General features: G+C 43.1%; 30 protein-coding genes. 23 read left to right on the plus strand and 7 right to left on the minus strand.

The features are described 5' to 3' along the window. Window positions 1–14: 14 nt before the first annotated feature. The 23 genes from ABCW45_RS11530 (at window position 15) to ABCW45_RS11640 (ending at window position 20230) form a co-directional block, all read left to right on the plus strand. A complete protein-coding gene (locus ABCW45_RS11530; RefSeq protein ID WP_117483991.1) occupies window positions 15–1106 on the plus strand; it encodes a flagellar motor switch protein FliM in 1092 nt (363 codons plus the stop codon). A 56-nt stretch (window positions 1107–1162) separates the two neighbouring features. After that, window positions 1163–1525 carry a response regulator gene (locus ABCW45_RS11535; RefSeq protein ID WP_015553136.1) on the plus strand — a complete coding sequence of 121 codons (363 nt, stop codon included), beginning with the start codon at window positions 1163–1165 and terminating at the stop codon, window positions 1523–1525. Window positions 1526–1545: 20 nt separating this feature from the next. After that, the gene (gene flgC / locus ABCW45_RS11540) at window positions 1546–1995 is read left to right on the plus strand and encodes a flagellar basal body rod protein FlgC (protein ID WP_015553137.1); all 450 of its coding nucleotides are present in this window, start codon (window positions 1546–1548) and stop codon (window positions 1993–1995) included. 20 nt (window positions 1996–2015) lie between these two features. Continuing rightward, a complete protein-coding gene (fliN, locus tag ABCW45_RS11545; RefSeq protein WP_343220883.1) occupies window positions 2016–3317 on the plus strand; it encodes a flagellar motor switch protein FliN in 1302 nt (433 codons plus the stop codon). A gap of 1 nt (window position 3318) precedes the next feature. Further along, window positions 3319–3585, plus strand: coding sequence for a flagellar biosynthetic protein FliO (gene fliO, locus ABCW45_RS11550; RefSeq protein ID WP_015553139.1), 267 nt, complete (start codon window positions 3319–3321; stop codon window positions 3583–3585). Then, window positions 3578–4234, plus strand: coding sequence for a flagellar type III secretion system pore protein FliP (gene fliP, locus ABCW45_RS11555; protein WP_015553140.1), 657 nt, complete (start codon window positions 3578–3580; stop codon window positions 4232–4234). The genes fliO and fliP overlap by 8 nt, the downstream gene beginning before the upstream one ends. A gap of 15 nt (window positions 4235–4249) precedes the next feature. Next, window positions 4250–4513, plus strand: coding sequence for a flagellar biosynthetic protein FliQ (locus tag ABCW45_RS11560; RefSeq protein WP_015553141.1), 264 nt, complete (start codon window positions 4250–4252; stop codon window positions 4511–4513). 9 nt (window positions 4514–4522) lie between these two features. Further along, window positions 4523–5281, plus strand: coding sequence for a flagellar biosynthetic protein FliR (locus ABCW45_RS11565; protein WP_117514368.1), 759 nt, complete (start codon window positions 4523–4525; stop codon window positions 5279–5281). A gap of 17 nt (window positions 5282–5298) precedes the next feature. After that, the gene (gene flhB, locus ABCW45_RS11570) at window positions 5299–6372 is read left to right on the plus strand and encodes a flagellar biosynthesis protein FlhB (RefSeq protein WP_117483989.1); all 1074 of its coding nucleotides are present in this window, start codon (window positions 5299–5301) and stop codon (window positions 6370–6372) included. Window positions 6373–6393: 21 nt separating this feature from the next. Further along, window positions 6394–8517, plus strand: a complete 2124-nt coding sequence (gene flhA, locus ABCW45_RS11575; RefSeq protein ID WP_117551787.1) for a flagellar biosynthesis protein FlhA — start codon at window positions 6394–6396, stop codon at window positions 8515–8517. A gap of 49 nt (window positions 8518–8566) precedes the next feature. After that, window positions 8567–9364 (plus strand): sigma-70 family RNA polymerase sigma factor, encoded by a 798-nt coding sequence (locus tag ABCW45_RS11580; protein ID WP_015553145.1) that lies wholly within the window; start codon window positions 8567–8569, stop codon window positions 9362–9364. Then, window positions 9345–10142 (plus strand): flagellar hook-basal body protein, encoded by a 798-nt coding sequence (locus ABCW45_RS11585; RefSeq protein ID WP_117514362.1) that lies wholly within the window; start codon window positions 9345–9347, stop codon window positions 10140–10142. The genes ABCW45_RS11580 and ABCW45_RS11585 overlap by 20 nt, the downstream gene beginning before the upstream one ends. 13 nt (window positions 10143–10155) lie before the next feature. Further along, a complete protein-coding gene (locus tag ABCW45_RS11590) occupies window positions 10156–10947 on the plus strand; it encodes a flagellar hook-basal body protein (protein WP_015553147.1) in 792 nt (263 codons plus the stop codon). An 8-nt stretch (window positions 10948–10955) separates the two neighbouring features. Then, on the plus strand, window positions 10956–11576 hold the full coding sequence (locus ABCW45_RS11595; protein ID WP_015553148.1) for a chemotaxis protein CheC: 621 nt from the start codon (window positions 10956–10958) through the stop codon (window positions 11574–11576). Further along, the gene (locus tag ABCW45_RS11600; protein ID WP_343220884.1) at window positions 11576–12064 is read left to right on the plus strand and encodes a chemotaxis protein CheD; all 489 of its coding nucleotides are present in this window, start codon (window positions 11576–11578) and stop codon (window positions 12062–12064) included. The genes ABCW45_RS11595 and ABCW45_RS11600 overlap by 1 nt, the downstream gene beginning before the upstream one ends. Window positions 12065–12134: 70 nt before the next feature. Beyond that, window positions 12135–13073 carry a chemotaxis protein gene (locus ABCW45_RS11605; protein WP_117551786.1) on the plus strand — a complete coding sequence of 313 codons (939 nt, stop codon included), beginning with the start codon at window positions 12135–12137 and terminating at the stop codon, window positions 13071–13073. A gap of 14 nt (window positions 13074–13087) precedes the next feature. Beyond that, window positions 13088–14227: a hemerythrin domain-containing protein gene (locus ABCW45_RS11610; protein ID WP_242994020.1), complete on the plus strand. Its 1140-nt coding sequence runs from the start codon at window positions 13088–13090 to the stop codon at window positions 14225–14227. A gap of 60 nt (window positions 14228–14287) precedes the next feature. After that, the gene (locus ABCW45_RS11615; RefSeq protein WP_015553152.1) at window positions 14288–15058 is read left to right on the plus strand and encodes a ParA family protein; all 771 of its coding nucleotides are present in this window, start codon (window positions 14288–14290) and stop codon (window positions 15056–15058) included. A gap of 1 nt (window position 15059) precedes the next feature. Beyond that, window positions 15060–15755: a late competence development ComFB family protein gene (locus tag ABCW45_RS11620; protein WP_343220885.1), complete on the plus strand. Its 696-nt coding sequence runs from the start codon at window positions 15060–15062 to the stop codon at window positions 15753–15755. A 118-nt stretch (window positions 15756–15873) separates the two neighbouring features. Then, entirely contained in the window at window positions 15874–18294 is a 2421-nt protein-coding gene (fliD, locus tag ABCW45_RS11625; protein WP_343220886.1) for a flagellar filament capping protein FliD, read from the plus strand. Window positions 18295–18309: 15 nt separating this feature from the next. Continuing rightward, complete coding sequence (locus ABCW45_RS11630) at window positions 18310–18717, plus strand: flagellar protein FliS (RefSeq protein ID WP_177293875.1); 408 nt, start codon at window positions 18310–18312, stop codon at window positions 18715–18717. Window positions 18718–18727: 10 nt separating this feature from the next. Next, complete coding sequence (locus ABCW45_RS11635; protein WP_117551781.1) at window positions 18728–19132, plus strand: hypothetical protein; 405 nt, start codon at window positions 18728–18730, stop codon at window positions 19130–19132. 6 nt (window positions 19133–19138) lie between these two features. Then, a complete protein-coding gene (locus ABCW45_RS11640) occupies window positions 19139–20230 on the plus strand; it encodes a nucleotidyltransferase family protein (protein WP_343220887.1) in 1092 nt (363 codons plus the stop codon). A gap of 49 nt (window positions 20231–20279) precedes the next feature. On the opposite strand, the gene ABCW45_RS11645 is transcribed toward ABCW45_RS11640, so the two are convergent. The 7 genes from ABCW45_RS11645 to ABCW45_RS11675 all read right to left on the minus strand — a co-directional run bounded on the left by ABCW45_RS11645 (window position 20280) and on the right by ABCW45_RS11675 (window position 25191). Continuing rightward, window positions 20280–20516, minus strand: a complete 237-nt coding sequence (locus ABCW45_RS11645; RefSeq protein WP_117483982.1) for a carbon storage regulator — start codon at window positions 20514–20516, stop codon at window positions 20280–20282. Between the two features lie 2 nt (window positions 20517–20518). Next, window positions 20519–20992, minus strand: coding sequence for a flagellar assembly protein FliW (gene fliW / locus ABCW45_RS11650; protein ID WP_015553160.1), 474 nt, complete (start codon window positions 20990–20992; stop codon window positions 20519–20521). A gap of 28 nt (window positions 20993–21020) precedes the next feature. Then, complete coding sequence (locus tag ABCW45_RS11655) at window positions 21021–21512, minus strand: hypothetical protein (RefSeq protein WP_343220888.1); 492 nt, start codon at window positions 21510–21512, stop codon at window positions 21021–21023. A gap of 73 nt (window positions 21513–21585) precedes the next feature. Continuing rightward, complete coding sequence (locus ABCW45_RS11660; protein ID WP_343220889.1) at window positions 21586–22707, minus strand: flagellin; 1122 nt, start codon at window positions 22705–22707, stop codon at window positions 21586–21588. A 22-nt stretch (window positions 22708–22729) separates the two neighbouring features. After that, complete coding sequence (gene flgK / locus ABCW45_RS11665; protein WP_343220890.1) at window positions 22730–24403, minus strand: flagellar hook-associated protein FlgK; 1674 nt, start codon at window positions 24401–24403, stop codon at window positions 22730–22732. 51 nt (window positions 24404–24454) lie between these two features. Next, window positions 24455–24883, minus strand: coding sequence for a flagellar export chaperone FlgN (gene flgN / locus ABCW45_RS11670; RefSeq protein ID WP_117483978.1), 429 nt, complete (start codon window positions 24881–24883; stop codon window positions 24455–24457). Beyond that, entirely contained in the window at window positions 24880–25191 is a 312-nt protein-coding gene (locus tag ABCW45_RS11675; RefSeq protein ID WP_117483977.1) for a flagellar biosynthesis anti-sigma factor FlgM, read from the minus strand. The genes flgN and ABCW45_RS11675 overlap by 4 nt, the downstream gene beginning before the upstream one ends. Window positions 25192–25391 lie beyond the last annotated feature (200 nt).

Below are 25391 nucleotides of genomic sequence, written 5' to 3' on the forward strand. Positions count from 1 at the left end.
AGAGGTCAGGAAGAATGGCAGATGTTTTATCACAAAGCCAGATAGATGCACTTTTAAAATCCATGAGTGCGGATGCACCAGCACAGGAAAAGAAAACCGAATCTGTACAGCCTCTGTCACCAGAAGAAAAGAACTATATTAAATACGACTTTTTCAGCCCGAGGAAATTCACAAAAGAAAAAATGAAGATCCTCAGGAGTGTATTTGAGAATTATGCACGTATTCTTACTTCCCAGATCAACGGTATTTTCCGCGTGATGACGGACATAACGGTGCTGGATGTACAGGAAAGAAGGTATTACGAATACGTAAATGCCCTTCACGAAAACGACTGCATGACAATGATAGACGCATCAATAGCAGGAGAAGAAAAAATGAGTGTTCCACTGATGCTGTTTGTAACTCCGGGTATGGTGATTACACTGATCAACCATATGCTGGGGGGCGAAGATGTTGTAGCAGTAGAGGATGATTACCGGTATTCCGACGTGGAACGTGCTTTGTACAAGCGGATTGTAGAATATATGACAGGTACCTTAAAGGATGGATTTTCGAATTATGTGAGCATTGTTTTTTCCGTAGAACATGTAGAAGAAAATCCAACCATGGTCCAGGATGTAGGTCTGGATGAAACAGTAGCCATTATCATTTTAAATGTGGACATATCTGGACAGGCACAGGAAAAAGTAAAGATCTGCCTTCCGGGCAATCTTCTTACGGTGATCTTTCACAGTATTGACAACCGCAAGCACCTGGCAAGAGGATTTTCTTATCAGGATAATAAAGAGAAGATCATGGATAATATCCGTTACTCCAAACTGCCTATTACAGGACAGCTTGGCACGGTACAGCTGGATCTGAAAGGACTTTATCAGATCCAGGTAGGAGATGTGATCGATCTTGGAAAGCCAAAAGACAGTCCGGTCAGACTTTTTGTAGGACGTCAGCCTTGGTTTACAGGACAAATGGGATGTTATAAGAAAAATGTGGCTGTGAAGATTGAAAAATGCATTGCGTCACAAATAGAAGAAAAGAAAACGGATATAATGCCGCAGAAGGAAGAAGATCCTGATAACAGTGACGGATCTGTAAAAGAACAAGGATAAATACGCTCCGGAATACGGGAGTATAAATAAGAATGAAGGAAGAAGAGGAATAAGAAATGGCTAAGATAATGCTGGTAGACGATGCTGCTTTTATGAGGATGATGATCAAGAAAGCTCTCAGTTCAAGTGGATATAACGATTTTATCGAGGCACAGGATGGGGCAGAAGCAGTAAAAAAATACAGTGAGGAAAAACCGGACATGGTAATTATGGATATCACCATGCCAAATATGGACGGGCTTCAGGCTTTGAAAAAAATTCGTGAAGGTGATCCAAATGCCAAAGTTGTTATGTGTACAGCAATGGGACAGGAAAGCATGGTTGTAGATGCGATCAAATCAGGTGCCCGTGATTTTGTGGTGAAGCCTTTTGATGCACAGAGAATTGTAAAAACTGTAAATGACATTTTAGGAAAATGATCCATAAGGAGGGAACTGTTATGGCATTTTTAGGTTCATTCGATATAAGCGCTTCTGGAATGAGCGCACAGCGTGTCAGGATGGATATTGCGGCAGAAAACATAGCAAATATGGACACAACGCGGACAGAGTCAGGTGGTCCATACCGAAGGAAAAATGTACTTCTTGAAAGCTATTCAGATACGTCTTTTGCCCAGGCAATGGAAAATGCAGCACGGGGAAAAGGAATAACCAGCCGTCATGCAGGAGTAAGAGTTTCTGGCATTGTGGAAGATGACAGAGAAGCTAAGAAAGTTTACAATCCGGATCATCCGGATGCGGATGCAGACGGCTATGTGACTATGCCAAATGTGGATGTGCTGAAGGAAACGGTAGACAGCATGTCAGCGACCCGGTCTTATGAAGCAAATGTAACAGCGTTAAACGCAATTAAGCTGATGGCTCAGAAAGCACTGGAAATCGGTAAGTAGAAAACAGGAGGAAAATAAGAATGGGTGCACTCAGCTTTAATGAGATGGAAATAGATGCTCTTGGGGAGATGATGAATATCAGCCTCGGAGCATCAGCGACAGCAATGTCTACCCTTTTAGGATCTACCGTTCACATTACGACTCCAAAGGTAAAGATCCTTACAAGGGATCAGTTTGAGTTTAAAAAGCTGGAACCGGCAGTAGGAGTAGAGATCGCTTATGTAGAGGGACTGGAAGGAAGCAATATTATGATGTTCAGCAGAAATGACGTGCGCATCATAGTAGGAACCCTTCTGGGCGAAGAGGTACCAGATGATAAATTTGAACTGGATGAGATCAACAGAAGTGCTATTTGTGAGGTAATGAACCAGATGATGGGTGCTTCAGCAACGGCACTTTCAGAATTTTTGAAATTTACAGTTAATATATCCACACCAGTTTCTTTTGAGATCACAGACGCAGAAAGCTTTAAAAACAAGTATTTTCCGGAAGCAATTCCTATGGTGGTCATTTCCTTTACCCTTGAGATCGAAGGAAAGCTGAAAAGTGAGTTTTTAAATATTATGCCGGAAAAGCTTGCCAAAAGGCTTTTGGAACCATTTGAGATATCCCTGGAAGAAGCAGCAGAGGTTCAGACAGAAGATAAGGAGTCAGGATCAAAGGCAGTAGAAGAAACTGCAGAGAAGGTAATAGAAGAGGCAGCAGAGAAAGAAAAAACGCAGCCTGATCCAGAACCAGCACCTACACCGCAGCCAGAACCGGCCCCACAGCCAGCACCGGCCCCGCAGCCAGCACCGGTCCCACAGCCAGCATCTACACCGCAGCCAGCACCTACATCGCAGCCGGTATATTCCCAGATTCCAGCTGGTATTTCTGCAGATATGAATCCGGCTATTTTACAGCTTTTGAATCAGATGCAGCAGTCACAGGTGCAGATGATGCAGCTGATGCAGGATATGGAAAAACGGGAACAGGAAGGGAAAAAGGAATCCAGGGAACCTGCCCTGATCCGGCCGGCCAATGCGCCTGGTCTTGAATCTTCTGGAAGTGAAAATGGAGAAGAAAGCGCCAACCAGGAAATGCTCATGAAGGTGCCGTTGGAGATATCAGTGGAAATAGGACGCACTAAGAAATTGGTAAAGGATATTCTGGAGTTTACCCAGGGATCTCTTGTAGTCCTGGACAAAATGGCAGGAGAACAGGCAGACCTGTATGTAAATGGACAGTGTGTTGCCAGGGGAGATATTGTAGTAGTAGAGGATAATTTTGGTATCCGTATTACCGATATTGTAACCAGGGATATCAATCCGGAGAGCCCTTAATATGATAACAGATATTGTTTCTACAACAGGTATGCTGCTTGCTTTTGTAGTCATTTTGTTTTTGGCATGGCAGGCAAGCCGGTACCTGGGGAAAAACGCCCCTTATGGAAATAAGGGGGGAAAGATGCGGATACTGGAACAACTAAAAGTAGGAAATGATCAGTACATTATTCTTCTTAAACTGGATGAAAACCAATATCTGCTTGGGACTAGTCAGACGGGGATCCAGGTTCTGGAACGGTTTAAGGAGGAGAAAACGAATGAATGAGCTGATTACAGGCTTAAATGGAGGAAATGTTCCTGCGCTGGATATTATCATGCTGCTTACCTTTGCAGCATTGCTTCCTTCCATTGTGGTTATGATGAGTTCCTTTATGCGTATTATAATCATACTTTCTTTTACGAGAAATGCAATGGGAGTCCAGCAGACACCGCCTAATATGGTATTAACAGGCATGGCACTTTTTTTGTCGCTGTATATTATGAGTCCGGTTATAGGCCAGATCAATACGGTTGCCTACGAGCCCTATAAAAATGGGGAGATCACACAGCAGGAGGCAGTAAGCCGCATGGCAGATCCACTGAAGCAATTCATGCTTCGCAATACAGAGAAGGATACGCTGGATCATTTTGTACAGATGTCAAAACAGGAAGTTAAGAAAGATGTGAAAGAATATCCTCTTACTGTTGTTGTACCAGCTTTTATGACCAGCGAATTAAAAAAAGGGTTTCTTGCAGGATTTCTGATTTATCTTCCATTTCTGCTTATAGATATAGTGGTGTCTACCACCCTTATGTCCATGGGTATGGTAATGCTTCCGCCAACTATGGTCTCTCTTCCCTTTAAGTTACTTTTATTTATTACAGTAAATGGCTGGGAACTTTTATTTTCCAGTCTGGTACAAAGCTTCCGGTAGGAAAGAGGTGGGAATATGACAGAAGTGCAGATCCTGGATATCATGTATGAAGCATTCCAGCTGGCAATGAAGCTGTCGCTGCCATTTCTGTTGATCAGTATGATCGTAGGTGTGGTCATTGCTGTTTTTCAGGCAGCCACACAGATCAATGAACAGACAATGACATTTGTCCCCAAGCTGCTGGCTATTATGGTGCTTTTAGGTTTTTTAGGAAGTTCTATGCTGGTCATGCTTCAGGAATTTTTTCAATACATAGTGGAATTGATCGCAAAGGGGTAAAGAAGATCTATGTTTATCACATTTTCAATGGCAGTGATGCGTATGAGCGGAGCCATCGGATTCAATCCCCTTTTTGGAAAAAGTAATTTTCCTGTAAAAATAAGGGCATATTTTATTTTTGCCCTGTCACTGCTCCTGTATCTGTCTGCAGACCAGACCCAGATGGCATATCCGGGATCAATGGCAGAATACATCCTGATGCTTGCGGGAGAGCTTTTTCTTGGGGCAGTGTTAGCCTTTGCAATGGAACTGGCATTCCTTACGATCCGGTTTGCTTCTTCCATTATGGATTATTCAATGGGACTTAGCATGGCTCAGGTTTATGATCCCCAGTATGGAACCCAGTCAACGGTCAGTTCCGGTATTTATTATGCATTTATGGTACTGATCTTTTTTGCCAGCAACAGTCATTTGCGGCTGTTAGCATTGTTTTACCAGTCGGTACAGCTGATCCCTTTTGGAAAAGTGACATTTAATCCCATGCTGGTCCATGTGATCACAGCTGGATTCTGCCAGGGGATCCTTACTGGTATGCAGTTTGCATTTCCAATGATAGCAATTGAGCTTGTATCAGAACTGGCAATGGGGATTCTGATGCGTATCATTCCCCAGATCAATGTTTTTACGGTAAATTTCCAGGTAAAGATCATAATGGGGCTTTTGATGATGCTGCTACTGTTTTCGCCAATGGCAGATTATATAGATACCATCTTTACATATATGTATCAGATGATGTGGAAGCTTTTAAGCAATATGAAACCAGTCTGAAAGGAGTGTCATAGAAGATGGGACAGAGTGGCCAGGAGAAAACCGAACAGCCTACCGCCAAAAAGCGGCGGGATGCCAGAAAAGAAGGAAATATCTTCCAAAGCAGGGATGTAGCTACCGTAGTGATCTTGGCTGGCATATTTTTCGGGATCCGCATATGGCTTCCTTTTATATATGGACAGATGAAAAATTATATGACCTGGGTCATAGATGGAGCAGCCCGGTCCTCAGAAGATATGCTTTCAGCCAGTCTTGTTTTTGTTACACTGTCTGTGTTTTTAAAATGTGCGCTTCCTCTGTTGCTTTTAGCCCTTTTACTTGGAATTGTGGCGCATGGAGTACAAACACGTTTTAATGTATCCTTTAAATCCATCCGGCCAAAATGGAACAGGCTTAATCCTCTTTCAGGCATAAAACGTCTGTTTTCCATGAAAAATGCAGTAGAGTTGGTGAAAAACTCCATCAAGATAACACTGCTGCTGGTATTGCTTTACAACATACTGAAGCAGGATCTGCAGCCCATGGCATCAATGATCGATATGAGTCCTGCAGCATCTGCGGCTTATATGATGAAAATGATCTTTGATCTGCTGATACGTGTATGTATTGCCTTTATGGTCATTGCCTTTGGCGATTATCTGTATCAGCGCTGGGAATATGAAAAAGAGCTTCGCATGACAAAGCAGGAAGTAAAAGATGAGTATAAACAGACAGAAGGTAATCCTGAGATTAAAAACAGGATCAAAAGCCTGCAGCGTCAGATGGCATCCAGCAGGATGATGCAGAAGGTTCCCCAGGCAGATGTGATCATACGAAATCCTACCCATGTGGCCATTGCTTTAAAATATGATCCTGATCATGACAATGCTCCGGTAGTACTTGCCAAGGGATTAGATGAACTGGCGTTAAGAATCGTAAAGGTGGGGGAAGAAAACAATGTTTATACCATTGAAAATAAACCACTTGCACGGGCTATGTACAATTCCTGTGAACTGGACAGGCCGATCCCCTCAGAATTTTATACGGCAGTAGCAGAAATCCTGGTATATCTGTATAAACAGGATAACGGGAAAAATAAAGATAAAAAATAATAGTTGGAGATTAATGGACGAATGAAACGGTTATTGAGTTACTCAGTGGTTATGTTTGTGATCACGATCATATTGCTTTTGATCATTCCCCTTCCGGCGGGACTGGTGGATGTGGCGATCATATTGAATATGTCCCTTTCCATGATGATCCTGGTAATAACCATGACCATTCGGGAGCCATTGGAATTCTCCATATTCCCCTCTCTTTTGCTTATTACCACGCTGTTCCGTCTGGGTATCAATGTTTCAACCACGAGAAATATCCTTTCTCAGGGAGGTTCATCAGGCCGTGTCATTGCTGCCTTTGGTGATTTCGTTTTAAGAGGAAACGTAGTAGTAGGTCTGATCATCTTCCTGATCATCGTGTTGATGCAGTTTATTGTTATCACAAAAGGTGCAGAACGAGTGGCAGAGGTGGCAGCCAGATTTAATCTGGATGCCATGCCGGGAAAACAGATGGCTATTGATGCAGACCTTAGTTCTGGCCTGATCAATGAAACACAGGCAAAGGAACGGCGTGCCAAGGTTCAGAGAGAAGCAGATTTTTATGGCGCAATGGATGGTGCGACTAAGATCGTAAAGGGTGATGCAGTTATGTCACTTATCACAACTGCCATCAATCTGATCGGCGGCAGCATCATCGGTATTGTACAGTCCGGCAGCAGCATCTCAGCCGTGCTGAGTACCTATTCCATTGCGACAGTAGGTGATGGTCTGGTATCCCAGATACCGGCTCTTCTTATTTCTACTGCAACAGGAATGATCGTTACAAGAGCTGTTTCAGAAGGCAGCTTAAATGAAGATGTATCAAAGCAGTTTCTGGCCCAGCCTCATGCTATGATCGTTAGTGGTGCAGCAGTGGCGGTCATGGCTGTGATACCTGGAATGCCGGCAGTAAGGACTCTGGTTGTGGCTGCATGTCTTATGGGAAGCGGATTTTATCTTTCCGGAAAGATAAAAAAAGAGCCACAGGCATTGTCACAAATGGCAATGGCTCCTTCTACCCAGCTTCAGGATTCCCCACAGGCTCAGGCAGCTGCTGCAAAAGAGGAAGTAAGTGAGGAAGAATATTTTAAAGATGTAAATAATGTATACAGCCTTCTTACACTGGAGCCAGTGGAGATCGAGTTTGGTTATAGTCTGATCCCTCTGGCAGATGAGTCAGTAGGCGGAAGGCTGATCAGCAGGATCGTTATATTCCGCCGCCAATATGCCCAGGATATGGGATTTGTGATCCCATCCATCCGGCTCCGGGACAGTTCTTCCCTGGGACCAAGTCAGTATAGTATTCGGATAAAAGGAGAAGAAATTGCAGGAGGAGAGATCCTGATTGATTATTTCCTTGCTCTGGAACCAGAGGAGGTGGAAGAAGAAATTGAAGGTATTGAGGCCATTGAACCGGCATACGGTATACCCAGCAGGTGGATCAAGCCTGAAAACAGAGATCGGGCTGAATTATATGGTTATACGGTCATTGATCCTCTGTCTGTATTGCTCATGCATCTTTCAGAAGTCATCCGGCAGCATTCATACGAACTGCTTACAAGACAGGAAGTGGTAAGGCTTACGGAAAATCTGAAAAAAACAGCTCCTGAGCTGGTGGAAGAGGCAATACCACAGATGATCAGCTACAGTTATTTCCAGAGAGTTCTTACAAACCTTCTAAAAGAAGGAATTCCGGTCCGTGACCTGGAGACCATTGTAGAGAATCTGATGCAGACAGCCTCAGAAACAGGTCTTCCTCCAAGAGAGCTGGACCAGACAGTAGAAAAGATCAGGACAGCTCTTAAACGTACCATTACCCGCATGTACTGTACAGATGGATGCATGAAAGTCATCACACTGGATGCCCAGCTGGAACGGGAAATGGTCGCATCCTTGTCAAAAGGGGAAAATGGCTTATATCTGGCATTAAACCCGGAAATGCTCCAGCATGTGATCCGGCAGCTGGCAGAGCAGATAAAAAAGTTCAGTGGTTTATCACAGAATCCGGTGATCCTGACTTCACAGGTTATGAGGATCCATTTTTACCATCTGGTAGAACCCTTTTATCCTAATATCAGGGTGCTTTCATTTAATGAGATCGCAAATAATGTGCAGATCCAGTCAATTGGAAATATAAGTACAATGAAAAAAGGATCATAAGTGTACGGTCAAATGATATAAACAGCAGATAACAGGAGTGAGTAAAGTTATGGAAGATAAGCAGGAAAAGGCAGAGAAGGAGTTATTTGCGCTTTATAAAAAAACGAAAGATCCGGAAATAAAGAAAGAGATCACAATGCAGTATCTGTACATAGCCAGAACCACGGCAACGAAACTATATGATCTTTATTCTACCACCATGCAGATGGAAGATGCAGTGAATGAAGGTGTGGTGGCGATCATAAAAGGGATCGATATGTATGATCCGGATAAAAACATTAAGTTTTCCACTTACATTACAACGCGGGTAAGAGGAGCAATGCTGGATTATGTAAGAAAACAGGAGTGGATGCCCCGGGGATTTTACAAGCAGTTGGGGATTATAGAATCTGCATGCGAGGACATGAAGCGTGAATTAGGAAGAACACCAACAGTTGATGAACTGGCAAAGCATCTTGGAATAGAAAAAAAACGCTGCCAGAGGATCATTTCCATGAAAAACAGGAGAAATATCCAGTCTCTTGATTTTTTACTGGAAAACCAGAATACATCCAATGGACTCCAGATCACAAACAACGATACCCAGGTACAGCCTGAGGAGGCATGCTTGTGGGAAGAGGATATGCGGGTGCTGGCAGAAGGCATAGCCCAGCTAAATGAAAAAGAGCAAAAAACACTGGCACTGCATTATATGGAAGGGTTGAAAATGGAACAGGTGGGCCGGGTCATAGGTGTCAGCCAGCCCAGAGCATCCCAGATCCACACGATCGCCTTGCGTAAGCTGCGCCATTTTATAGAAACAAAAAATGGAAAGGGGATAAAGTCAGATGTATCAGGGATTTTATAATCTGGCGTCAGGCATGCTGACCCAGAGCAGGAACTTAAATACCATCAGCAATAATATGGTGAATATCCAGACTCCTGGATATAAAAACGAAACAATGGTAAGCAGTACTTTCAAAGAAGAAATGCTTTATCGTACAGGACAGTATAGCAAAGAAAATCCAACCCAGCTGGCAACTGTTTCAAAAATAAAGACAGCAAAGCAGGTTTATACCAATTATGACCAGGGCGGTCTGGAACAGACAGATGGGATCTATGACTTTGCCTTAAATGGAAATGGCTTTTTCTGCATCCAGACATCCCAGGGCATCCGGTATACAAGGAATGGTTCATTTTCAGTAGATAAAGATGGATATCTGGTTTTAAACCAGGCAGGAAGAGTCTTAAACAAAGAAGGACAGCCTGTCCAGATCAAAAATGAGAACTTTACAGTTGATTCCAAAGGACACATTACTGCTGCTATTACAAAACAGTCTGATGGTGAAGAAAGCGGCAGCCAGGAAGTTACCATAGAGGATTATGGAACTTTGAAAGTAGTGGATTTTCCAGATCAGGGGCAGCTTCATGCAGAGGATAATGGACTTTTCTCTACTGCACAGGCAGAAACAACGCCTGCAGATACAACTGTTCAATGGAAAATGCTGGAAAAATCCAATGTAGACATGGTGGAGCAGATGACAGCTATGATGTCATCCCAGAGAGCGCTTCAAAGCGCAGCCCAGTCACTGAAAATGTATGATCAGATCATGAGTAAGTCTGTGTCAGATGTCGGTAAGCTGTAAGGAGGATAAAGAAATGAATATGTCATTTTATACAGGAGCAGCAGGAGCCGGACAGTTTACAAAAAAACTGTCAGTTGTATCCAATAACCTGGCCAATATCAACAATACAGGCTTTAAACCTAAAACAGCGGCTTTTTCTGAACTGATCCACTATAATCTTAATGATTCTGAAAATGCCCAGACAGAGCTGCAGACAGGTTCAGGAGCCAGAGTGGAGCGTACCTGGACGGATTTTAGTACAGCCGGTGCTACTCAGACCGGAAAAGAATATGATTATGCAATTATGGAGCCTAATGCATTTTTTATGATACAGGATCCTGCGTCAGGTGAGATCACCTATACAAGAAACGGTCATTTTCACAGGGGAGAACGTGAAGATGGATTTTATCTTACAACAGAAGATGGAAAGCTGGTGCTGGACCAGAACCGGCAGCCTCTTAAGCTGGAAGTAACAGATGTAGAAAAGCTGCAGGAGGAATCAGAGTCAGAAGACGATGACTACGATACAGATGATACAGACAGCACAGAGGATGATACTGACCTTCCTAAGGTAAGTGTATACACATTTTCAAACCCCAGCCGTCTCTTAAGCGTAGGAGATAATGAATATAAAGCACAGGATGGAATGGAAGCTTCTTTAAAATCAGATGCGGTCCTGCAAAAAGGGGCACTGGAGAATTCAGGCACCGATATGGCAAAAGAAATGGTCCATGTGATCGAATGTCAGAGAGCCTTTTCTTATGCTGTAAAAATGATCACTACATCAGATGATATAGAGGGAACGATCAATTCACTGAGAGGATAAGGTAAAAAATGGAAATAAAGCGATATGAAGATATGGACCTGCAGGCTCTGGATGTAATGCGGGAGATCGGCAGTATCGGTACTAGTCATGCAGCAACTGCTCTTTCCAAGCTTCTGCAGAAAGAAGTCCGGATCTCGATCCCATCTGTGAATATCCTTGGATACAATGATGCCATGAACCGGATCGGTGATGCGGAGGAGCTTGTTGCAGCAGCCCTTGTAAAAATGTCAGGTGATATTGAGGGGTTGATGCTGTTCCTTTTCGACCTGGATTTTGCAAATGAGGTATTGGAAAAACTGCTTGGAAGCCGTTATAAGTCCTTTCTGGATATGGACGAAATGGCCAGATCAGCACTGGTAGAAGTAGGAAACATCATTATCTGTTCTTATATAAATGCTTTTTCACAACTTGTAAATGTAGAGGTGGAACTGTCTGTTCCAAGTGCTACCATCAACATGCTGGGTGGGATCTTAATGGTACCTATTGCTGAGTATGGATATGAAACAGATAAACTGATGTATTGCAATGCAGATTTTGTGATCGGCGGAAAAGCACTTTCTGACTGGCTGCTCATGCTGCCGGACATTCGTTCTCTAAACGATATTTTAGAGAGGTTGGGAGTTTCATAATGATCGGAGGCACAGAATTAAAAGTAGGAATCGGTGATATGAAGTTTTCACGAGGGGAAGGAAGGATCATAACCTATGCTTTGGGTTCCTGTATCGGGATAACCTTTTATGATCCGGTTACCCGTCTGGGAGCACTTCTGCACATCATGCTTCCGGCACAGTTTGAAGGAAAGGATTCCAATCCATTTAAATTTGCAGACAGCGGCATCAGGGAAACCCTCAGAAAGCTGAAAATATTCGGTATGATAAAAAGCCGGATGGTAGTTAAGATTGCAGGGGGAGCCAAGATGTTTGAGATCAGCGGAAACAGCAGCTTTGGAAATATCGGGCAGAGAAATGCAGAAAGTGTAAAAAAAGTCATGGCCCAGGAAGGAATCTGTATCGCAGCAGAGGATACAGGAGGAAATTATGCCCGTACCATGCTTTTAGATCTTGCAACAGGCGATGTGATCGTGCGTACAGTGGGACGACCGGAACGCCATCTATAGCCAGGGCTTTCATTTATGGTGGTGTCACCATCTGTGGCATGCCTGTTTACAGAAAAAAGGAGAGAAGATCATGGTCAAAAATGAAAAAGAAGGGATTCTTTTAGAATCAGGAACAAACGAGATTGAAGTAATGAAATTCACAGTTATGGGTGAATTTTATGGCATTAATGTGGCAAAAGTCCAGGAGATCATCATGAGTGAAAAGGTAAAACCGATGCCTCATGCAAACCCGGCAGTAGAAGGCATCTTTAAACCAAGGGATGAGCTGATCACAGTGATCAACCTGGCAAAATATCTTACAGGAGATGACCGGGAAAATGGGCCAAGAGATCTGTTTATCGTAACAAATTTTAATAAAATGACGGTCGCTTTCCGGGTAGACAGCATCGAAGGTATCAGCAGGATTTCATGGAAAGATATACAGAAGCCAGATAAGACCATTGCAAATGGAGATGACAGTGTTGCTACCGGTATTGCCCAGTGCGGAAAAGAGCTGGTGATCATCCTGGATTTTGAAAAGATCGTGGCAGAGATCGCACCGGAAACAACTATACAGGTGGCAGATGTAGATAAGATGGGAGACCGCCCTATCTGCAACAGTCCTATTGTGATCGCGGAAGATTCCATTCTTTTAAGTAAAATGATCGATGATTCCCTGGAAAGAGCCGGATTTACCAATGTAAAGAATTTTTCCAATGGCCAGGAGGCATGGGATTACCTTTCACAAATACATAATGATTCTGATCTGTATGATAAGGTCAATCTGGTCATTACAGATATCGAAATGCCGGAAATGGATGGCCACAGGCTTACAAAGCTGATCAAGGATGACGAACATTTAAAGAAGATCCCGGTTATCATCTTCTCTTCCCTGATCAATGAGCAGATGAGGCAGAAGGGGAAAGAATTAGGTGCAGACGAACAGCTTTCCAAGCCGGAGATCGGGCATCTGATCACAGTAATGGATGAACTGCTTGCCCGTTTTAAAAAACAGTACAGTCAGCAGTAAGGAGGACTCTAAGGATGGAAAAATATGTATTAACACAGGATCTTGTAACAGGAAATGAACTGATCGACAGTGAGCACAGGAAGATTTTTGACAAAGTCAATACCCTTCTGGATGCATGCTCAAAGGGAAAGGGAAGAGAAAATCTCTCAAGTCTGGGAGAATTTCTTGTTGAATATGTAACGAAACACTTTTCAGATGAGGAGGATCTCCAGAAGCAGTCAAAATATCCGGAATATACAGAACATCATAAATTTCATGAATGGTATAAACAGAAACTGGGGGATGCCATTATAAAAATGGAGCAGGAAGGTCCGACGATCAATTCCCTGGGCGAGATCAACTATATGGTAAGCGTGCTGGTTAAGCATATCCGGGCAACAGACCGCAAGCTGGCCCAGTGGATCCAGAATGGGACCAAAAATGAAGATACAGCTTCTAAAGCGGCAACAGGATCAGCAGTATCAGGGAAAACTTCCTATATGGATACCGTTTCAAAAGATGAAAGTACAGAAAATCTGGATATCCGCCAGATCCTGGATATAAAAGAACTTCAGCGGATCCAGGATCTGTTTTTAACGGTCACAGGCATGACAGCAGCAGTAGTGGATATGAAAGGAAAATACATTACGAGAGGAAACTCCTTTACCAGCTTTTACAGCAGGTATACCAATGGAAAACATAATGAGCTGCGAGAGTTTACCCAGGATCTTACAGTAGGAGGATTCCGTGCAGGTACAGTGATCGGCGGTATCGTCCTTGGAGATTACCCGGATGATTCAGCCCCAAGCCAGGAAGTAGTAAGTGCCGGTGGGCAGCTTTTAGCTGAGATGCTGAATCTGTGGGCTAATGCCCTTTATTACCGGAAGAGCAATGCAGACAGCGTAGAAGCATTTGCAAAAGAGGAAAAGAAAGTACGGGATGCAGTAGGACAGATCAAGTATAAGGCAAAGGGACTGGAGCAGACAGCCACGATGGAAAAAATGCTTTCCCTGAATGCAGCCATTGAAGCAGGCCGTGCCGGAAAAGCAGGTGTAGGCTTTGGTGTTGTAGCAGATGAGATCGGACGTATGGCAAATGAGTCAGCAGCTGTATATCAGGAGATCCAGGAACTGGTAAAACAGGTAGAGGAATCCATGGAACGCCTTGGAGAATAATACAGGGAGATCTTTCAGAAAATATTGTATGCAGAAGAGAGGATAAAAGGAGATACATAAATGGTCATTACGGTTTCAAATCAAAAAGGCGGTGTGGGAAAGACCACAACATCAGCAGCGCTGGCTGCAGGATTTTCGATGGCAGGTAAAAAGGTTCTGTGTATAGACCTGGATCCCCAGGGAAATCTTGGATTCTGCCTTGGTCTGGATACCGAAGGAGGATCTACTATACTGGATGTATTAAAAGGAGATATATCCATACAAAAGGCTATCAGCCGCACAGAAGGGATCGATATCCTTCCTTCTGATATTACATTAAGCAGCAGTGGTCTGGAGTATAATCCGGGAGAAGAAAAAGAATCTATTTTAAAAAATGTTTTAAAGCCGGTAATGGATTTTTATGACTATATTGTGATCGATACACCCCCTGCCTTAAATCTTCTCACAGTTAACGCATATGCAGTTTCTGATTATCTTATTATACCAATGGCATCGGATATCCTCAGTCTGGTTGGACTGTCACAGTTAAAGGAAACAGTAGAATCTGTCCGCATACAGATCAATCCCGGCCTTAAGATCATGGGTATCCTGCTAAACCGCTTTAATCCAAGAACATGTCTTTGCAGGGATGTATTGGAAATGGCCGGGCAGCTGGCCGCGCAGCTGGAAACCCGGGTATTTGACACAAAAATAAGGTCCGGAGTGGCGATTGCAGAAGCACCGGCCCATGGAGAAAGTATTTTTGAGTACAGTCCGAGAGCATCAGCTGTAAAGGATTATGGAAAGTTTTTAGATGAGGTAGAAAAGATCATAGGTTTCAGGGAGAAATAATATGGCAAAAAAAACAAATAAAACCTCACATGTGCTGAACCTTATCACAGGTTCACAGCCGCCAGTTGCGTCTTCTGGCGAAACACAGCCGTCTTCTTCAGCTTCCGGTGAAACACAGCAGGAAGGATCAGCTGCTGAAGAACCGGTAAGAGTGCCTTCCGCTAATGTGACTGTAGTTGATCCAAGAGAAGAAGGAAAGCTGGCAGAAGAGATCCAGAAGAATCTGATCCAGGAGCTGGAAAAAGAACAGACAGAAGAGCAGGCAGAACAGCCCGGGGAGCAGGAAGAACAGTCGGAAGAACAGTCGGAAGAACAGTCAGAAGAACAGACAGAAGAACAGACAGAGCAGCCCAAAACAAACGCAGGGACACCTGTACAGAAAGAACCGGAACAACAGGAAGAGCAGAAGCAGGAAGATGGTCCAAGTTACCGGGTCGTAAATATCATGGAGGAGATTCTTACTCCGGAACTGATCCTTGACGCACTGAAAAGCAATGATACCTGTACCTGCAGCCGCTGTCAGGCAGATGTGAAGGCGCTGATGCTTACCAGGCTGCCGCCCAAATATATTGTAGCAGATAATACGACAGTCCCGATGCTGTTAACCTTTTACCGCAATAAATTCCGTGTGGCTGTTTTAAGTCAGTCCATGAGAGCCTGTATGGAAGTAAAAGAACATCCACGCCATATCTTATAAATTTTCATGCTGCGCCGAAATATTTATATAGAATCTATAGAATCACAGGGATAAAGTATACAGAAGCGGCGCATTTTATGTACTCCGCGACATCACATGACTGAAAGGAGCAGCAGATATGTCAAGTGTATCAAGAACAAGCAGCAGTCTTGGAAATACAGCTTTAAGAGGATTTGGTGGTTTAGCTTCCGGTATTGACAGGGATGCACTGATCGAACAGATGACAGCAAGAACAACATCCAAGATCACATCCAAGAAACAGGCTATGACCAAACTGGAATGGAAGCGGGATGCATATCGTTCTATCAGCAATAAGATCATAGATCTTCAGGACAATTACCTTAGCTATTCAGCAACAAAGAGCTTAAAAAACAGTGATTTCTTTGCAAAAAACCAGGTCAGTGTACAGGGAAATCCTGACTATACAAAATATATATCAGCGACAGGAAACGCAGACACTGCATCCAGAGTGTCAGTTCTGGGAGTAAACAAATTAGCAACATCTGCCACATTGATCTCCGGCGAAAAGAAAACAGATTCAGCTATTACCTTAGGCGGCATCAGCGCGTCTGATTTTAGCAATAAAGAAATAAAGACCTCCAATCTTTCCGGAACGAAGCTGACATTTGGAACCTACAGTATTACAGATAAGCAGTTTACAACGGAAGCAACCTTTACGTTCCCCACCAGTTATGAAAAAAAGCTGGACGATGGAAAAACAGAGACAGTTACCATTGATTATACGGCTAGTTCTGACAAGATAGTAGAACAGCTGAATGAAGCCCTTGATTCCCAGGGATTTCTCGGAAAAGATGGAAAGAGCGGCATTAAATTTACACTGAATGGTGATCAGATCCAGATCAGTCAGACAGACAGTATTACCGATAAAGGAAAAAGCTGTGTGATCAGGGAAACATCATCTGCTTTAAAGAGTCTTGGCTTTAATTCCGGCGACATGAATCAGGATGGCATTACACTTGATGAATTTAACCACAATACATCTTCATTCGAGGCTGCAGCTATAACAAAGCAGCCCCTTTCCGCCTATCTTAAGGGAAAATCAATTTCTGTTTCTTATGGCGGACAGACAAAGAATATTGAACTGATCGGCGATAAGGAAGAGATAAAGGATTTTGAAGCTTTTAAGGATAGCTTACAGAAAAAGCTGGATAAAGCCTTCGGTTCAGAAAAGGTTACTGTAGGAACGGTTACTGTAGGAGAGGGTAAGGATTCAAAGGAGATCCTGACGTTTACTGCAAAAGACAACAAACAGACATTACAGATATCCGCAGACTCAAAGGAACTCCAGAATGCCCTGGGTATCACATCTACCCAGTCAAACAAGATCAGTACAGGAAGCAGCCTGTGGGAGAACAGGGACAAGCTGGGACTGGGAAAATACAATACAAAAGAGGAATTAAACGACGCATTAAAAAACTTTACAGTCAATGGTGCAAAAATAGATAATATTACTGCAGATACCACAGTAGACGGACTGCTTACTGCGATCAATAATAATAAAGATGCGGGAGTAACTGCCATCTATCTGGGCAGTGAAAATAAATTTGTTCTTTCTTCCAATGAAAAAGGTGAGGGTCGTAAGATCACCCTTGGTGCAGATCCAAATGATACTGCTGATGCAGCAAATCTCATTTTCGGCGGGGTTAGCACAGATGGCACAGATGGTGAGATGAGTATTCTCTATAATGGGGTACAGACCACCATTACCAGCAGCAGCAATACCTTCTCCATTGACGGTCTGGATATTAGAGCCACGAATACATTTAATACAGGCTCTGCAACAGCAGAAGGCGGTGTCAGCTTTACTGCTTCAGCAGATACAGAAAAGGTGACAGAGACTGTAAAGAAATTCATTGAAGCTTATAATGCCATGATCGATGAGGTCCGCACCCAGGCAACAACCAAGCCGGACAGTAATTATAAGCCTCTGACAGATGACCAGAAAAATGAAATGAATGAAACCTCCATTAAAAACTGGGAGGATAAGGCAAAAGAGGGTATTCTGTACAACAGCAGCGCTTTAAAAGATCTGGACAATGCTACCCAGGGCATTTTCTCTTCAATGATGATAAACGGTGTTTCTTATGACGATCTTGAAAAGATCGGAATTTCCTTCTCAGATGATTACACAGCAGGTGGAAAGATCGTATTTGATGAAGAAAAGTTTAAAACTGCCATGGACAGTGATCCGGAAAAGGTATCAGACCTGTTCACAGGCACGCATGGTATTGTAAACACCATAGACAGTACTCTTTCTACTTATGCCACTAGATATGCAAGTAAGAATGGAAATTCCTATGGTGTGCTTATTGAAGAGGCAGGATCTGAAAAACTAAGCCTGACCCTGACTAACAACAGTATTTATAAAGAATTAAAGGATATGCAGGAAACCATCACAAACCTGCAGTCCCAGCTGTCAACTGAGCAGGACCGTTATATCAGTCAGTTTACGCAGATGGAAAGGCTGATCAATCAGATGAATTCACAGTCCAGCTACCTGTCACAGTTAGGTGGCTGATGGGGGTAAGAAAGCATGTATGAAAAGTTTAAGCAGTACAAGGAAAGTACGATCTATTCTATGAGCAATCTGGAGTTGTTGCTTTTATTGTATGATGAAGCAGTGAAACGTCTGAAAATGGCACAGATCGCACTTGAGGATAAAAAATATGAGACTTTTGAAGAATGTCTCGAAAAAGCAGGACGGATCGTCCGGTATTTAATACAGATACTGGATATGCAGTATCCCATCAGCAAGGATCTGAAACGTATCTATGAGTACCTGATCTATGATATCAGCCGTGTTAAAGCAGGAAGGGAACGCAGGGCAGAAGAGATTCCAAGGATCAGCCACATACTTTCTGAATTAAGAGATGCATTTAACCAGGCAGGAAAGATTTCCGGCGATCAGCATATTGTGAGAGAACGAAGTGTTTTCGGTTAAAGGAGAATATATGAGCGCAGACTTGGAAACAATTTTGATATATCTTCAAAGGAGATATAATATATTAAGAGAAGTTTGTAGTCTGACGGAAGAACTGGCGGAGGCAGTGGAGCGCGGCGACACAGTCTCCGCTTCTCTTCTTTTAGATATGAGGGGAGAACAGCTGCAGCGCCATGCAGACTGTGAAGAACAGATCATCCTGCAGACTGCGGGAAACAGCCTTCGGGACCGGTATCTACGAGATCTGGCTAAAGGTCCATTAATGAATGTAAAAAGCTGTTTTAAAGGAAAGACAGAGCGCGAAAAAATGCTGGAGAAGCGTATTGAGGATCTGCGTTGCCGCACAGAAAAGCTTTTAGATAAGATACGCAGGATCGATGGGGGACTTAACAGAAGAATATCAAAAAACAGGTGAAGTTAAATGGAAAATCAAAACTTTTATGAAGGCCGCATACTGGTAAATATGGCTGCATCTGTTATGCGCCAGGATGATTTAAAGCCGCTTCATGGAAATCTGGACTGGGAAAGGCTGTTCCGGGTTGCAGATTATAACAAAATTTCAAACCTGATCTATCTTGCAATCCTTGGAAATAATGAAAAAATGCCGGAACGGTGGAAAACACGCTTTTATGAGCGCTACAGCGATATTCTGAAATTCAACGAAAGCTGCACAGAAGGAGAACGGGAGATACTGGTCCTTCTGGAATTAAAAAAAATCCCGGTACTCGTCCTTTCCTCCAGCAGCCGCAGACAGCTGTATCCAAGGGAGGAAATGGCAGGGGAAAGCTCTCTGAAGCTTTTTTTTCTTGACCCGGAAGATTATCTTTTTGCAAAAGGCTATCTGGTCAATATAGGCTACGAAACGGATACTCTCTATCCGGGAGCGGGTGAAAAGATGCGTATACCAGGTCGCTTTTCTGTGGAGATCTATCATACCTTTCCTTTTAAAACCCAGGTATACCAGAGGGGGATGGAAAAGCTGCTCCAGCGTGCTTTCCTGAAAGAAAATGGTAACTACATTTATGAATGGAATGCCATAGACCAGCTAGTCTATCTGATGATCCAGTCCGCTTACCTATATGTAACAGGACATCTGCAGATACGCCATCTGACAGACTTATATGTATTTTACAGAAAAGCAGCAGAAGAAGACCAGTTTCAGGAGCTTGAGAACCGGCTAAAGGAATTTAAAGTAAATATACTGGCGCAGAAGCTTCTGCATTTAAGCTATATGTGGTTTGGAACACGGGAAGAATGTGCCAGCATGGAGACAGAGGAAGAAGAACTCCAGGTATTTGATATACTGGAGAAAAATGTATTCTACGGCATGACAGGGAAATTTGGGCCGGAAACAGATGAACAGGCGCTGGATCTTAGATCAGACATATTAAAAGAAGAAGAGCGGGAAAACCGCATGGAAAAAAGAGCATTATTTTACCGGCGTCTGAGAGAGTTTTTTTCTCTCGTACGCCGGCAGCTGAAAGAGCTATATGATATTTTGTATAGCAGATAAGAGTCATTTTATCAGTATTCACCCGTTTGCGGGTCATTAAGCTTATGGTCTATTTCTTCATATAAGAATTCAGTCCTTTTTCAATAGAGCGCAGTGAATCTGTATCAGATAATAAGGCATCCAGGTTGCTGCGTTCTGCTTCTGTCAATTCTTCCCGCAAAATAGAAATATGCTTCGGGGCATTTATAGCCAGGCTGACAGATCCATTGTCGCAGTCAAGTACAGTGATGCGTATGTCATTCCCGATCAGGATACTGTCATTTTTTTTACGTTTCAGTATCAGCATGGCTATTTATCTCCTTTTTTAGTGTCCTGTTCCTTTATCTCTTTACCAAGAAGAGAACGTAAGGTATGGCGGTAATCATAGTCGGCGTTGGATAAGATCACCTGGATTCCTTTGCGGGTATCCGGATTAATGGCAAGAGGACATTTCAAGTTGACGGTTCCATCCAGATAATCCTTCTTTACAGCACATATGACATAATAGGATAATTCATCACTGGAATTTACTTCCAGAAAGGATAATTCTTCTGGTAGAAGAACCGGTGAATAAGAAGGAAAGAGTGCTGCTGCATCGATGAGAAAAAAGGCTACATAAGGTTCGTCTACAGACTGCAATATCAGCAGGGAACTGTCATCTTCCTCCATAGAGAGGGGAAGATAGTCATGGTACTGGGAAAAACCAAATAAACCATCTGGAAATACAACCAGTTCATCTTTTGTATAATCAATTTCGCCGTAATATTTTGTATCAATCTTCATGATTGCATAAGCCTCCGGGGGTCAGTTTTTATATGGTAACATTAAGAGCAGGGGAATCCGGCTCTTTTTTTGGTGGAACATAATTGGGGGTGCCGGTATATACAAACTCTACTTTTGGATAAGAGGTTATGATGGTCATTTCCAGGGCTGGTACGTATTCCAGATTGCCAGATGCCACACGAAATTCAAATTCACCTCTCTGAAGGGTATACAGCCCATTATTGTCAGGGCTGCCAGAAAATGGATCACAAAAGCTGTTTCCTGATCCAGAGACGTTTGCTGTGCCATGTACTCTTTGGACAGTATCCCGGAGATTAAAAGCTTGTCTGATATTCTGGATACAGGTCATGCTTTCCGGAGAACTGATCCCGTAATTTTGAGCCTGACGTACTTTCAGGCGGTATTGGGAAATCGCCTGATGCTGTCTTGCTGCCAGCTGGTCCTTTGAAACCAGACTGGCATTTTGACGGAAACGGACAGATTCAAAAGGTTTAAAATTTGCTTCAATCACAGGTTTCATACATTTTCACCTTCTTCTGACCTGAAAATAGAAAGTTATTTTTTGCTTGTTTTTTATAAACAATGTACCGGTATCATTTTATAAAATCAAAAAGAGATGACTGCATCAGGTTTGACCCCATTTTTAAAGCAGCAGAATAGGAGTACTGGTAAGAGAACATTTCTGTGATGGCCTCATAAGGATCAGCTCCGAGAATGTCTTTGTATTCCTCTGTCAGGTTGTCGCTTAAAGTATCAAGACGGGTTTTTGTAGTTTCTACCAGGGAATATTTATTGCCAAGGTCGCTGTAAACGGTGCTGATGGTATGCTCTGTATTAGCTGCATCTTTAAGTACACTGCCCATAGTATCTGTAAATTGATCAACGGTCGTAGTATCATTGATATAATTATCACAGGCCATAACCGAACGGCTCAGAAGTGCCACAGGAGTTGTTTCCAGGGCAGCTTTGACCGCATCCTTTGCATCCGCATCAGACATGGCATTTAAGGAATCTGAAGTAAGCCCCGTAAGCATATTCAGTCCTCCGGTATAGGTATCTAAAAGAGACTGGCGGTTGGAAATATCGCCATAACCGATATCTACCCGGCCTTGTTCTCTCATAGCTGTCACAAGGTTGTTCAGGTCATCATCGCTTAAATGATAACTGTAAGTATTGTTATTTTTGTCATAAGCCATGGTCATATTGACTGTCTTTGTGGTACCGTCTGAATACTTATGGGTATAAGTAAGGGTTTTTCCATCTCCGCTTAAAGAAAACGGAGCTGTTGTAATATCATTTCCGCCGTAAATATAAAAATCCTGATACTGGCTGTTCAGATTGCTGACCATGCTCTGCACATCCTGAAGAAGAGCATCTCTTTTTGTCTGGACAGAGGTCTTTGAACTGTTGTGGGAGGAATCCAGCACATACTGCATGGAAGTCTTGCTGTTGCTTAAAGTTTTCTGGATATCCCTTGCGCCCTGCTCCTGCTGGTACAGACGGTTTTTAATATCACCTAAAATAGAACTTTTACTCTTTGCATCCTGATATAAATGATCCATTTTCTTTCCCTGATAATAAGCAAGAGGATTATCAGCAGCTGTTTCATAAGCAGCGCCGGTAGAAACCTTGTTCATGCTTTTGTTCAGATTGCTTTGAAGATCATTTAAAGAAGAAGTATACCTGCGGTAAACAGATGAACGTACAACTCTCATAATTTATTAATCCTCCTTATATTTATGCACCAGTATTACTGATCAGGGTATTCAACACTTCATCAAGGGCAGTCATCAGACGGGAAGCAGCATTATAGGCTGAAACGTAGGCCATCATATTGGTTGCTTCTTCATCCAGGCTGACACCGGAAAGAGAGTCTCTGGAGTCCTGGATACTGTTTAAAACAGTTGTGCCCGTCTTTAATGCAGTCTGGTTGGAGCTGGAATCAGATGCCAGCTGGGTGGAAAGGTTATTCATATAATCAGCAAATGTTTTCCCGTTCAATTTCTTGGTATCCTTCATAGCTGCGATCATATCAAGGATTGTATCTGTGCGGTTGGTGCCGTCTGTAGAAATATGGATCGTTCCACTGGTCCAGCCTTTGCTGATACCGATATTTCCGGCTGTTATACCAGTTGTTGAGTCATCGGTGGAATTAGATAAAAGATTCTGATCCGTGTGGTTTTTGCCATTGTTGATGTCATTCATGGATTTTGCGAAAGTGGAAGCTAACTGATCCAGTTTTCCTGAGTAATACTGGTATCCACGGACATCATCCACAGCAGTAGATCCATTTATCACATTGCCGGTACCTGTTTTCTGGAGCATATCCAGGCTTGCCTGAAGAGAGCCGCCTTCAAAATGGATCCCTTTTAACTCTGCGTATACATCTGCAGCTACCTGTCCATTCCCTTTATAGCTGGGGGCTTTTTCAAACTTGATGGAAATGTTTGCAGGATCAGAAACAGAAGCAGCTGTCTGGTGATCGCCTTTTAACACACTTAACTGACCGTAGTTTTTTGTGAGACCGTCAGCACCAAGGTCAGATCCATTTACCAGGATCAGCTTCTGGCTCTTTCCCTGGGCATCAATATAATTCATGCTCACTTCCAGGTCATCAGGCCAGTCCTTTTTGCCGATCACAGCACCATTTGCATCATAGTCATAGGCGTTATTCCCGGAATGGGCGTCATCCTTGTAATATCTGGTTTCAACAGGAATATAACCGGAAAGCTCATCCAGAAGAAGATTTCGTTCATCCTGGAGTTCCAGAGAAGGATGGCCGGCAACCTGGTTACGTTTGATCTGCACGTTCAGGTCGCCGATCTGGCGGAGAATGTCATTGATCTTCTGCACATCGCCCTGTTCACTGCTGCCTTCCCCTGTGAGCCTTTGAAATTCATTCTGTTCAGCCTGTGAGATCTGTCTGGATGCCTGGTTAAAAAGATTACATACAGACTGCATTTTAGTTCGCAGCTCACTTTCATAGATGGGATCGGATACCTTTGCAGGATCCTGCATGCTTGTAAGGGTAGACTGGATATCATCAAATGCCTGACGGATGCCGGAAATGGTTGTTTCGTCCAGTACCTTTGACAGGGAATTAAGGGCAGTCTGTAAACGATTGGTATAGCTGCAGTCAGCAGACTGGCTGCGGTATTGGATATCCAGATAAGGATCTCTGATCTGTGAGACCCGGTCCATGCTTACCCCAAAGCCTACTGCAGTTTCATTCCCATTAGAATAATGGGAAACAGGATTCGTATAATTAAGGCTGGATGCCTCTAACTGCTGCCTGGTATATCCGGCAGTATTCATATTTGACAAATTCTGTCCTGTAATATCCAGACGTTTCTGGTTGGCCTGGAGAGCGGACAGAGCGGTATTAAAACCGGAAAAAGTTGCTCTTACCATAAAGTATTATTACCTCCAAAATATAAATATCCTGCAGTCCCCACAGTTTTATCAGACATATTTGTCATAAACATGAGGATCGCTCTGCTTCGCACCGGCAAGGCGCTGTTCTAACTGCTTCATGCGGATCCGGATCAGACGGTCTGTGCCACCTTTTACTTTTTTCAGCTTTTCTGCCTGGCTGGATAACCGTTCCAAGATCGGAGAGAGAAGTGCCACAGCCTCCTCGCTGTCCTCCTGCATCAAAATCTGGCGGAAAGTAAGACCATCAAGACCCGACCTGCGAAGAAGATCACTTCGTTTTTTATCTAGTCCGCGCAGCTGCAGTAAAAGCATGTTTTCATCATTTAAAAGAGATTCCAGCTGGTCAGGATGATCAGCTGAAACAACGGTTAGTTTATCAGCCTCAACCCGGCATAGCTGTTCTAATACAGTACACAGCTGTTCTAATACCGGGATCAGGCTTTCAGGCGCCCTCATAGATTATACATGGCCCTTGCAATGGCCATGGGATCCGGTTCGTAGGTTCCTTCCTCAACCTGTTTTTTCAGTTGGGCAACCTTTTCAACGGAAACGCCTTTCTCGCGGCAGACATCTTCTGTAATGCTGTGAGCCAGAGAGCGTGCGAAAAGTGTTTCATCAGCCGAAATACCTTCGGTGTATTCAAAACTGGCTCGGTCAAGATCAGCCGGTTTTGCAGAAATATTATCAGACAAAGCAATATTGCTTTGTCTCATCGATACATGTTCCATGTGTATTTGCTCCTGGATAAAATTTTGAATTTTCATACAATTACTCCTCACCTTAAAATAAAACGGCAGGACCACAAAAGTATCCTGTGATTTTCACATGCTTACTGAATCTATATCTATGTAAATTATCGCCTTTTTTCTTGAAAATATAAGAAAAATAATAATTATAAAAAACGGGAAAACGCCGATTAAATATACATATGGAAGCATGCAGGGTAATTCGGTATCAGAGGGGT

Source organism: Pilosibacter fragilis (assembly GCF_032490495.1).
In the GTDB taxonomy this organism is placed as follows: domain Bacteria; phylum Bacillota; class Clostridia; order Lachnospirales; family Lachnospiraceae; genus Pilosibacter; species Pilosibacter fragilis.

Coding starts and splice junctions, on each gene's coding strand:
- ABCW45_RS11530 (WP_117483991.1), top strand. CDS start 15: ATGGCAGATGTTTTATCACAAAGCCAGATAGATGCACTTTTAAAATCC.
- ABCW45_RS11535 (WP_015553136.1), top strand. CDS start 1,163: ATGGCTAAGATAATGCTGGTAGACGATGCTGCTTTTATGAGGATGATG.
- flgC (WP_015553137.1), top strand. CDS start 1,546: ATGGCATTTTTAGGTTCATTCGATATAAGCGCTTCTGGAATGAGCGCA.
- fliN (WP_343220883.1), top strand. CDS start 2,016: ATGGGTGCACTCAGCTTTAATGAGATGGAAATAGATGCTCTTGGGGAG.
- fliO (WP_015553139.1), top strand. CDS start 3,319: ATGATAACAGATATTGTTTCTACAACAGGTATGCTGCTTGCTTTTGTA.
- fliP (WP_015553140.1), top strand. CDS start 3,578: ATGAATGAGCTGATTACAGGCTTAAATGGAGGAAATGTTCCTGCGCTG.
- ABCW45_RS11560 (WP_015553141.1), top strand. CDS start 4,250: ATGACAGAAGTGCAGATCCTGGATATCATGTATGAAGCATTCCAGCTG.
- ABCW45_RS11565 (WP_117514368.1), top strand. CDS start 4,523: ATGTTTATCACATTTTCAATGGCAGTGATGCGTATGAGCGGAGCCATC.
- flhB (WP_117483989.1), top strand. CDS start 5,299: ATGGGACAGAGTGGCCAGGAGAAAACCGAACAGCCTACCGCCAAAAAG.
- flhA (WP_117551787.1), top strand. CDS start 6,394: ATGAAACGGTTATTGAGTTACTCAGTGGTTATGTTTGTGATCACGATC.
- ABCW45_RS11580 (WP_015553145.1), top strand. CDS start 8,567: ATGGAAGATAAGCAGGAAAAGGCAGAGAAGGAGTTATTTGCGCTTTAT.
- ABCW45_RS11585 (WP_117514362.1), top strand. CDS start 9,345: ATGTATCAGGGATTTTATAATCTGGCGTCAGGCATGCTGACCCAGAGC.
- ABCW45_RS11590 (WP_015553147.1), top strand. CDS start 10,156: ATGAATATGTCATTTTATACAGGAGCAGCAGGAGCCGGACAGTTTACA.
- ABCW45_RS11595 (WP_015553148.1), top strand. CDS start 10,956: ATGGAAATAAAGCGATATGAAGATATGGACCTGCAGGCTCTGGATGTA.
- ABCW45_RS11600 (WP_343220884.1), top strand. CDS start 11,576: ATGATCGGAGGCACAGAATTAAAAGTAGGAATCGGTGATATGAAGTTT.
- ABCW45_RS11605 (WP_117551786.1), top strand. CDS start 12,135: ATGGTCAAAAATGAAAAAGAAGGGATTCTTTTAGAATCAGGAACAAAC.
- ABCW45_RS11610 (WP_242994020.1), top strand. CDS start 13,088: ATGGAAAAATATGTATTAACACAGGATCTTGTAACAGGAAATGAACTG.
- ABCW45_RS11615 (WP_015553152.1), top strand. CDS start 14,288: ATGGTCATTACGGTTTCAAATCAAAAAGGCGGTGTGGGAAAGACCACA.
- ABCW45_RS11620 (WP_343220885.1), top strand. CDS start 15,060: ATGGCAAAAAAAACAAATAAAACCTCACATGTGCTGAACCTTATCACA.
- fliD (WP_343220886.1), top strand. CDS start 15,874: ATGTCAAGTGTATCAAGAACAAGCAGCAGTCTTGGAAATACAGCTTTA.
- ABCW45_RS11630 (WP_177293875.1), top strand. CDS start 18,310: ATGTATGAAAAGTTTAAGCAGTACAAGGAAAGTACGATCTATTCTATG.
- ABCW45_RS11635 (WP_117551781.1), top strand. CDS start 18,728: ATGAGCGCAGACTTGGAAACAATTTTGATATATCTTCAAAGGAGATAT.
- ABCW45_RS11640 (WP_343220887.1), top strand. CDS start 19,139: ATGGAAAATCAAAACTTTTATGAAGGCCGCATACTGGTAAATATGGCT.
- ABCW45_RS11645 (WP_117483982.1), bottom strand. CDS start 20,516: ATGCTGATACTGAAACGTAAAAAAAATGACAGTATCCTGATCGGGAAT.
- fliW (WP_015553160.1), bottom strand. CDS start 20,992: ATGAAGATTGATACAAAATATTACGGCGAAATTGATTATACAAAAGAT.
- ABCW45_RS11655 (WP_343220888.1), bottom strand. CDS start 21,512: ATGAAACCTGTGATTGAAGCAAATTTTAAACCTTTTGAATCTGTCCGT.
- ABCW45_RS11660 (WP_343220889.1), bottom strand. CDS start 22,707: ATGAGAGTTGTACGTTCATCTGTTTACCGCAGGTATACTTCTTCTTTA.
- flgK (WP_343220890.1), bottom strand. CDS start 24,403: ATGGTAAGAGCAACTTTTTCCGGTTTTAATACCGCTCTGTCCGCTCTC.
- flgN (WP_117483978.1), bottom strand. CDS start 24,883: ATGAGGGCGCCTGAAAGCCTGATCCCGGTATTAGAACAGCTGTGTACT.
- ABCW45_RS11675 (WP_117483977.1), bottom strand. CDS start 25,191: ATGAAAATTCAAAATTTTATCCAGGAGCAAATACACATGGAACATGTA.